The sequence below is a fragment of the Cupriavidus sp. GW823-FHT07B10 genome (assembly GCF_058794355.1).
Window position 1 is genome coordinate 80,002 of sequence record NZ_JBXAGS010000008.1, and the last position, 8,671, is coordinate 88,672.

General features: G+C 69.4%; 9 protein-coding genes. 7 read left to right on the forward strand and 2 right to left on the reverse strand.

The window, feature by feature from the left end; all coding sequences use genetic code 11:
• The first annotated feature begins 198 nt into the window (after positions 1-198).
• From AC1Q6V_RS18320 to AC1Q6V_RS18345, 6 genes are all read left to right on the forward strand, one after another.
• Positions 199-2,004 (forward strand): hybrid sensor histidine kinase/response regulator, encoded by a 1,806-nt coding sequence (locus AC1Q6V_RS18320; RefSeq protein ID WP_454749396.1) that lies wholly within the window; start codon positions 199-201, stop codon positions 2,002-2,004.
• 101 nt (positions 2,005-2,105) lie between these two features.
• Positions 2,106-2,810, forward strand: a complete 705-nt coding sequence (locus AC1Q6V_RS18325) for a glutathione S-transferase N-terminal domain-containing protein (protein ID WP_010810389.1) — start codon at positions 2,106-2,108, stop codon at positions 2,808-2,810.
• 141 nt (positions 2,811-2,951) lie between these two features.
• A complete protein-coding gene (locus AC1Q6V_RS18330; RefSeq protein ID WP_010810388.1) occupies positions 2,952-4,283 on the forward strand; it encodes a PQQ-dependent sugar dehydrogenase in 1,332 nt (443 codons plus the stop codon).
• A 77-nt stretch (positions 4,284-4,360) separates the two neighbouring features.
• Positions 4,361-5,200: an EamA family transporter gene (locus AC1Q6V_RS18335; protein ID WP_439672459.1), complete on the forward strand. Its 840-nt coding sequence runs from the start codon at positions 4,361-4,363 to the stop codon at positions 5,198-5,200.
• 139 nt (positions 5,201-5,339) lie between these two features.
• Positions 5,340-6,164: a class I SAM-dependent methyltransferase gene (locus tag AC1Q6V_RS18340; RefSeq protein ID WP_010810386.1), complete on the forward strand. Its 825-nt coding sequence runs from the start codon at positions 5,340-5,342 to the stop codon at positions 6,162-6,164.
• Positions 6,165-6,396: 232 nt separating this feature from the next.
• Positions 6,397-6,759, forward strand: a complete 363-nt coding sequence (locus AC1Q6V_RS18345) for a hypothetical protein (RefSeq protein WP_010810385.1) — start codon at positions 6,397-6,399, stop codon at positions 6,757-6,759.
• Positions 6,760-6,886: 127 nt separating this feature from the next.
• Here the strand turns inward: AC1Q6V_RS18345 and AC1Q6V_RS18350 are convergent, their stop codons facing one another.
• Positions 6,887-7,297 carry a type II toxin-antitoxin system VapC family toxin gene (locus tag AC1Q6V_RS18350; protein ID WP_010810384.1) on the reverse strand — a complete coding sequence of 137 codons (411 nt, stop codon included), beginning with the start codon at positions 7,295-7,297 and terminating at the stop codon, positions 6,887-6,889.
• On the reverse strand, positions 7,297-7,545 hold the full coding sequence (vapB, locus tag AC1Q6V_RS18355; protein ID WP_011616683.1) for a type II toxin-antitoxin system VapB family antitoxin: 249 nt from the start codon (positions 7,543-7,545) through the stop codon (positions 7,297-7,299). The genes AC1Q6V_RS18350 and vapB overlap by 1 nt, the downstream gene beginning before the upstream one ends.
• A gap of 124 nt (positions 7,546-7,669) precedes the next feature.
• Here vapB and AC1Q6V_RS18360 point away from each other — a divergent pair, with 124 nt between their 5' ends.
• Positions 7,670-8,530, forward strand: coding sequence for a LysR family transcriptional regulator (locus AC1Q6V_RS18360; RefSeq protein WP_058698484.1), 861 nt, complete (start codon positions 7,670-7,672; stop codon positions 8,528-8,530).
• Positions 8,531-8,671 lie beyond the last annotated feature (141 nt).

The window sequence follows — 8,671 nt, forward strand, 5'->3', positions numbered from 1 at the left end:
GGAAAGGGAAGGTGGTATAAAACGGCAGCCCGTCAGTCCGGCAGCTGCAGGTGGCCTGCTGAATGCCCCAATGAACCGGCGGCCGGCTGGATTATAGCGTTGCACGCCCAACCTGCCCCACGGCCTACCTAGCATGCGCAAGCTTCCGTTGTCCTGTTGCCGTACCGTTTCCTGCCGCCCGCAACGGGCGCTCGCATCATGACAGCCACAGGCACCGGATTGCCGCCGGCCTGGCAGCCCGGAGATGTGCCGGCGGCGATGGTGGACCTGCTCTACCGCCAGTCCAACGCGGTCCTGTTTGCCAACTTCGTCATTGCGCTGCCGGTGGTCTATGTGCTGCGTCCCAGCGTGCCGCTGCCCATGCTGGCCGGCTGGATGGCCGCGGTGTACCTGCTGACCACGCTGCGCATCGGCCTGTCGTGGCGCTACTTCCGGCGCGACGGCAGCACGCCGCCGCAGGTGTGGGCACGCCGCTTCATGGTGCTGTCCTGGCTGTCCAGCCTGCTGTGGGGCGCCGTGGGCTCTGCCATCCTGCTGCCGCCCGAGCCGCAGCTGGTGGCGTTCTGCTGCATCGTGCTGGCCGGCATGTCCAGTGGCGCGATCCCGTCGCTGTCGGCGCATCCGGCCACCTACCGCGGTTCAGTCGCGGCCATGCTGCTGCCGTTCACCATCTATTGCCTGGTGCAGCAGGGGCCGGTGTATGGCGTCTACGCGGGCTTTGCCGCGTGCCTGCTGTGCGTCAACATCTACTACAGCCAGGTCACCTATCGCGCGCTGCGCGATGGCGTGACACTGCGCTTCGAGAACGTCGCGCTGATCGGCGAGCTTGAGCGCGAGCGCGACCGCGCCACTGCCGCGGACCGGGCCAAGACGCGCTTCCTGGCGGCCGCCGGGCACGACCTGCGCCAGCCGGTGTATGCCATCGGCCTGCAGGCGGCATCGCTGCTGACTCTGGGCGAGCGCGGCGATGTGGCAGGCGGCCAGGCGCATGCCATCGGCCACCGGCTGCAAGCCACGCTGGCGCGCATGGACAACCTGCTCGACGGCCTGCTCGACGCCTCGCGCCTGGATGCCGGCGTGATGCCGGTGCGCCGCCAGCCGCTGCAGCTGGCGCGGCTGCTGGCCGAGCTGCGCGACGAGTACGCCGAGCAGGCGTGCCAGCGCGGCAGCGTGCTGCGGGTGGTGCCGGCGCGCGCGTGGATCGACAGCGATCCGGACCTGCTCAAGCGCATCCTCGACAACCTGGTGGCCAATGCGCTGCGCCATGCGCCGCGTGCCAGCATCCTGGTGGGCGCGCGGCGCCGCGGCGATGCCATGGAGATCCAGGTGATCGACACCGGCCCGGGCATCGCCGCGGCCCAGCAGTCGCGCGTGTTCGACGAATACGCCCAGGTGCCGGGCCTTGCCACGGCAGGCGACGACCAGGCGGGCGCAAAGGGACTGGGCCTGGGCCTGGCGATCGTGCGGCGCCTGGCGGCGCTGCTTGGCCACCAGGTGGGCCTGCGTTCCGCACCGGGGCGCGGCTGCGTGTTTTCGGTGCGCGTGCCGCTGGCTGCCGCCGCGGCGCAGGTGCATCCAGCCACCCCCGCCATTCCCGCGGCCGCTGGCGAGCCGCTCTGCGTGATGCTGGTCGACGACGACGCGCAGGTGCTGGGCGCGCTCACCGAACTGCTGTCGCTCTGGGGCCATGTGGTCTACGGCGGGCGCACCGTTGCCGCAGTGCGCGCTGCGTACCGCGCCGCCAGCCAGGACGGGCCCGCCCCGGTCCACTTGATCCTGGCCGACTACCGGCTGGCCGAAGGCCCGACCGGCATCGCCGCGGTCGGCATGCTGCGCGCCAGCCTGGGCCGCGCGGTGCCGGCGCTGATCGTCACCGGCGACACCGCGCCAGACCGGCTGCAGGCGCTGCATGACAGCGGCTTCCCGGTGTTGCACAAGCCGATCCAGGGCGAGGCCTTGCGCGCGGCCCTGCATCGCGCGGTGCAACTGGCCGAGGCCGCCTGAGGCCCTGCGCTGCATGCATGGCAGGAGCGGTTTATGATCGGGCTTTTCCGTTGTCCGGCGCCTTCTTGCGCAGTGCGCAAGCGCCTGAACCAGGAGCCAGTGTGCCCGATCTGTCCGCTTTCCCCATCACCCGCAAATGGCCGGCGCAGCATCCCGACCGCATCCAGCTGTATTCCCTGCCCACGCCCAACGGGGTCAAGGTGTCGATCATGCTGGAGGAGACCGGCCTGCCGTATGAACCGCACCTGGTGCGCTTCGACGCCAACGACCAGATGTCGCCGGAGTTCCTGTCGCTGAGCCCGAACAACAAGATTCCCGCCATCCTCGATCCCAACGGTCCGGGCGGCAAGCCGCTGGCGCTGTTCGAATCGGGCGCGATCCTGCTCTACCTGGCCGACAAGTCGGGCCAGCTGATCCCGGCCGACCCCGCGCGCCGCTACGAAACCATCCAGTGGGTGATGTTCCAGATGGGCGGCATCGGGCCGATGTTCGGGCAGGTGGGCTTTTTCCACAAGTTCGCGGGCAAGGAGTACGAGGACAAGCGCCCGCGCGACCGCTACGTGGCCGAAAGCCGGCGCCTGCTGAACGTGCTGAACCAGCGGCTGGAAGGGCGCGACTGGATCATGGGCGACACCTACACCATTGCCGATATCGCCACCTTCCCGTGGGTGCGCAACCTGCTTGGCTTCTATGAGGCGGGCGAACTGGTCGGCATCCAGGACTTCCCGCATGTCAGGCGCGTGCTGGAGGCCTTCGTGAAGCGCCCGGCGGTGGTGAAGGGGCTCGATACGCCGCACCGCGGCTGAGGCAGCCTGCGGCGTGCGCGCCGCGGGCGTGGGCATCGTCCTACACGGCGGCCTCCCCGGCGCCTACAGAGGGGCGGGCGGCACGCATCCTATAGTCCAGGAACAGGCGCATCGCCCTGCGTTGCCTGAGGAGCCCGGACCATGCCGATGCCCATCACCTTTTCCCTGTTGCGTGTCGTTCTTTTGGCGGGCGCCACCGCTGCGCTCGCCGCCTGCGGTGAAACGGCCAAGCTGCCTTCCGAAGCGGGCTTTGGCCCCACGCCGCAGCTGCCGCCACCCAACCAGACCGCGATCCCCACCGTCAAGATCGCGCCGGCCATCGGCTGGGCCGCGGGCCAGCGCCCGGTGCCGGCCGCAGGCATGGCGGTGACGGCCTTCGCCGACAAGCTGGACCATCCGCGCTGGGTCTATGTGCTGCCCAACGGCGACGTGCTGGTGGCCGAGAGCAATGCCCCGCCCAAGCCCGACGACGGCAAGGGCTTCCGCGGCTGGATCATGAAGAAGGTGATGAAGCGCGCGGGCGCCGGCACCCCCAGCGCCAACCGCATCACGCTGCTGCGCGACACCAACGGCGACGGCGTCGCCGACCAGCGCTCGGTGTTCCTAAAGGACCTGAACTCGCCGTTCGGCATGGCCCTGGTCGGCAACGACTTCTACGTAGCCGCCACCGACGCGGTGCTGCGCTTCCCGTACCAGCCCGGACAGACCCGGATTACGGCCGCGCCCCAGAAGGTGGTGGACCTGCCCGGCGGGCCGCTCAACCATCACTGGACCAAGAGCCTGATCGCCAGCCGCGACGGCAGCAAGCTGTACGTGACGGTGGGCTCCAACAGCAACGTGGGCGAGCACGGCATGGACAAGGAGGTCGGCCGCGCCGCCATCTGGGAGGTCGACCCGCAGGCCGGCACGCACCGGATCTTTGCCAGCGGCCTGCGCAATCCCAACGGCATGGCGTGGGAACCGGTCACCGGCATGCTCTGGACCGCCGTCAACGAGCGCGATGAAATCGGCAGCGACCTGGTGCCGGACTACATCACCTCGGTGCGCGACGGCGGCTTCTATGGCTGGCCCTACAGCTACTACGGCCAGCATGTCGACGCACGCGTGAAGCCGCCGGCGCCGGACCTGGTGGCCAGGGCCATCGTGCCGGACTATGCCGTGGGGGCGCACACCGCATCGCTCGGGCTGGCCGCCGCCGGCGGCAACAACCTGCCGGCGCGCTTCAGCGAAGGCATGTTCGTGGGCCTGCACGGTTCGTGGAACCGCAGGCCGCTGGCGGGCTACAAGGTGATCTTCGTGCCGTTCAGCAAGGGCCGGCCCAACGGCGCGCCGTTCGACGTGCTGACCGGCTTTCTCGATGAGGACGGCAACGCGCGCGGGCGGCCGGTGGGCGTGGCGATCGACAAGCAAGGCGGTTTGCTGGTGGCCGACGATGTCGGCAATACCGTGTGGCGGGTCAGCGGCGCGAAGTAGGCGGACCAGGGCGCGGCAGCGGCGGCACCGCACCGCTAGAATGACGGCGTCCCCACACGCCGAGCCCGCTGCCGTCCATGTCTCTCACGGTCTTCGCTGTCGTCCTGCTCGCCGCGTTCCTGCATGCCGCCTGGAACGCGGTGGTCAAGGGCGGCGGCGACAAGATGCTGTCGACGGTGATGGTGGCGGTGAGCGCCGGACTGATGGGCGCCGTGGCGCTGCCGGCGTTGCCGCAGCCGGCGCCGGCGAGCTGGCCGTTCATCGCCGCGTCAGTGGGCGTGCACGTGGTGTATTTCGCGCTGGTGGCACGCATCTACCACACCGCGGACATGAGCCAGACCTACCCCCTGATGCGCGGCACCGCGCCGCTGCTGGTGGCGGTGGCCAGCGTGGGCTGGCTGGGCGAGCACCTGTCGGCGCTGGCGTGGAGCGGCATCGCCGTGATCAGCCTGGGCATCCTGGCCATGGCGGGTGGCGCCCGCGGTGCCCCTGGCAGCCGTGAGGGCATGTGGCTGGCGCTGCTGAACGCAGTGGTGATCGCCGCCTATACGCTGATCGACGGCACCGGCGTGCGCCGCTCCGGCGCGCCGGTAGCGTATTCGTTCTGGATCTTCCTACTGACCGCGGTCCCGCTGGCGGCGTGGGCGCTGGTGGCGCGCCGGCCGGCACTGGGCGGCTATGTGCGGCGCAACCTGGTGTTCGCGCTGGTGGGCGGCGGCGGCACGCTGGCGTCCTACGGGCTGTCGCTGTGGGCGATGACACGCGCGCCGGTGGCCCCGGTAGCGGCCCTGCGTGAGTCCTCGATCCTGTTCGGCGCGCTGATCTCCGGGCTGCTGCTCAAGGAGCGCGTGGGCGCCGCCCGCCTGGGCGCGGCCTGCCTGATTGCCGCCGGCGTGGCCACGCTGCGCTTTGCCTGAGGGCACGTCCGGGTGCCGCTCTGAACGCCCGGCCGCTGAGCGCCGCCAGCGCTGTCTATACTTGGTTTTACCGGGGTCAGACGGCGGAGGGGCACTGCGTCCGCGCAAACCGGCCTGGCGTCGACGCCGAGGAGAGGGCATGGACCACACCGCAGATTCGTTTCGGGCTTTTGAGCTGGCTGGCTGGGAAGATCCCGAGGTCGTCAGCCAGTACCAGGAGCATCTGTCGCACGTGACCCGGCAATCGGTCGAGTCCCTGCTGGACGAGGCCCATGTGACCAGCGGGCTGCGCGTGCTGGATGTGGCCACCGGCTCCGGACATGTCGCGGCGGGGGCGGTGCGGCGCGGCGCAGAGTCCGTCGGCATCGATTTCTCGCTGGCGCAGGTGCAGCTGGCGCGCAAGCTCCATCCGGATGTCCATTACGAGCAGGCCGATGCGCAGGCGCTGCCGTTCGGCGATGCCAGCTTCGATGCCGTGGTCAATGGCTTCGGCATGTGCCACCTGTCCGACCCCGATGCCGCGCTGGCCGAGGCCTTCCGCGTGCTGCGCCCGGGCGGGCGCATCGCCTTCACCGTGTGGGACACGCCCGAGCGCGCGGTCGGTTTCGGCGCGGTCTATGCCGCGATCCGCGCCTACGGCTCGATGGAGGTCGATATCCCCGTGGGGCCGAACTTCTTCCTGTTCAGCGATCCGGGCCATTGCCGCACCGCGTTGCAGCAGGCCGGCTTTGTCTCGCCCACCTGCCGCAACGTGCCGCAGGTATGGCGCTTCTCCACGCCCGACCAGCTGTTCGATGCGCTGGCCCAGGGCACCGTGCGCGCCGCCGCCACGCTGCGCGCGCAGACTCCCAAGGCCCGCGACGAGATCCGCGCCGTGCTGCGCGGCACCGTCGCCGCCTATATGCGCGGCAGCGGCTTCGAGGTGCCGATGCCGGCAGTGCTGGCGGCGGCGGTCAAGCCCTGAGGGCGGGGCTTACGCACCTGTGGCGGCGCGGACGCCGCCGAGGGTGTTGGAGATCGACCGACATCCCTGCCGCCAGCGTCGGCCTGGCCCCACCATCCCATTCCCGGAAAGTGCCGTAATCCACGCCGCAACCAGCCTTGTGGCGGTGGCACGGTCATTGCGCAATGGACAGCGAGCGCGGCGCCGCGGCTCGTTGTGCCACCAGCCAGCAATGGCTTCCCGGAGAACCCCGATGTACACCCGACCCCAATGCCAGACAGGGCAGGCCGCGCCGCGCCCGCCCGCAATCCTGCACCGCTCGCGCCAGGCCATGGCGCTGCTGCGCGTGCTGGGCTTATGCATCAACAGTGTCGCCTGCGCCCAGTCCGAAGCGCCGCAGGCTGCAGCGCCTGCCGTGCAGGCCGTGACGCCGGAACAGAAGTTTGCGCCCGGATACCTGGAGGCCGTTGCCACCGGTTATGACAATGGGTTGGCCTTGCGGGAGCCGGAAGGCCTCGCGCCGCTGAGGCTGCCGCGCGAGGCGCGCAGCGCGCCGGCGCCAGGCGCCGTGCCGGTTGCCATGCCAGCGGCGGTGCGGCCGCAGCCGGCGCGCTGACCTGGCGGGGCTCCCGGGAGCAGGGTGGCGAAACAAGTGGCGCAGTGCGGCCTTTAGCGCCTGACCTGTTCCTGTTCGTCCCGCCCTGCCGACATGAAGTCGTTCGGGAAGGCTGGGGTATTTGAGTTCAGGCCTGGGGTGACGCGGTCCAGTCTTCGATGCGCAGGCCCGGATACGTCGCAAAGTCGCGCACGTTGCGCGTGACCACTGTCAGATCCTCCGCAATGGCATGGGCGGCAATCAGCTTGTCCATGACATCTGCCTTGCGTTCGCGCCTGGCGGCACGAATCGGGCCGTAGGCGCGCGCGGCTTCGGCGTTCAGCGGCAGCACTGGGACCCGCGCGACCAGCCCGTGCAACGCGCGCCGCGCAGCCTCCGGATTGCCCGAGGCGGTTACACCGTATTCGAGTTCGGCCAGGGTGATCGCAGACAGCACCACATCGCCCTCGAAGCATTGTGCAAAGCGTTCGGCCACCTGGGGCGGCTGGTGCTTCATCAGGTAGATGCACATGTTGGTGTCGAACATATACCTGGCCATCAGAATCCCTCCCGCTCAGCCTGCTCCTGGTCGCCGCGGCCTTGTGCCATGAAGTCGGCCGGGAACGCGGCGAAGGCGTCGAGCAGGCCCGTCAGGCGCTGTCGCACGGGGCGGATCCGCAACTCATCGCCGATCCGCTCGATTTCCAGCTGCATATCGGTGTCGGGGTAGGCCAGTTCCGCGGGAATGCGCACCGCTTGGGAGTTTCCGTTACGGAAGATCCGGGTGAAAGGCATTGTGGTTTCCATGTACATCCTTGTAGGTACGAGCATAGCACCATCCAATCAGAAGTACATCTGCGTGTGTACGTCCATAATTCTCAATCTCGTCTGTCATTACCTACAATTCGTCACACTGGTAATTCCCCGCCCAATGGACATCGATCTCGCCCGCACCTTCCTGCAAGTCGTCCGCACCGGCAGCCTGCTGGCCGCGGCTGACAAGCTGCATGTCACCCAGACCGCCGTGACCGCGCGCATCAAGAGCCTGGAATCGCAGCTTAACTGCCGCCTGTTCGAGCGCAACAAGGCGGGCGCACGGCTGACGCCCGATGGTCAGCGCTTTCTCGGCTACGCCAGCCAGCTGGTGCAGACCTGGGAGGCGGCCTGCCGCGAGCTGCCGTTGCCGGCCGGGCTGGCCAGCCTGTTTCGTTTCGGTACGGAAATCAGCCTGGGCAACCCGCTGGTGCTGCTGTGGACCACGCGCCTGCGCCAGCTGATGCCGGCGCAGGCGGTGCGGGCGGAAGTGGGGGAAGGGGCGGAGCTGCAGCGCAAGCTGCAGTCAGGCACGCTGGATGCGGCGCTGGTCTACCAGCCGGAGTACGCGCCCGGCATGCATGTCGAGGCGCTGATGGAAGAGAAGCTGATCCTGATCCGCTCGACGCAGCGCGACGGCGGCTATGTCTATATCGACTGGGGACCGGAATTCCGCCGCCAGCATGACAGCGCGCTGCCGGAGCATGCGCGCGCCTCGCTGTACTTCAACCTGGGGCCGCTGGCGCTGCAGTACATCCTGCAGTTCGGTGGCAGTGGGTATTTCCGGACACGCGTGGTGCAGAGCTACCTGGACAGCGGGGTGCTGGCGCGCGTGGAAGGCGCGTCAGAGTTCTCTTATCCGGTATTCCTCGTCTGCGCCAGGACCCCCGCAGGGGCGTCGCAGGATGCCGTGCGCATCCTGCGTGACATCGTGCGCGAAGAATCCGACTGGTCGCAGCGCTGGGATTTCCCGCAATAGCGCAAAGCGGTCAGATCCGGACCGGCACCAGTTGGCCCATCGGGCCGGGCACGGCCACCAGGCGCCATTGCCGCACGCGCCCCACCCGGCGGGGGGGGGGGGGGGGGGGGGGGGGGGGGGGGGGGGGGGGGGGGGGTAGGT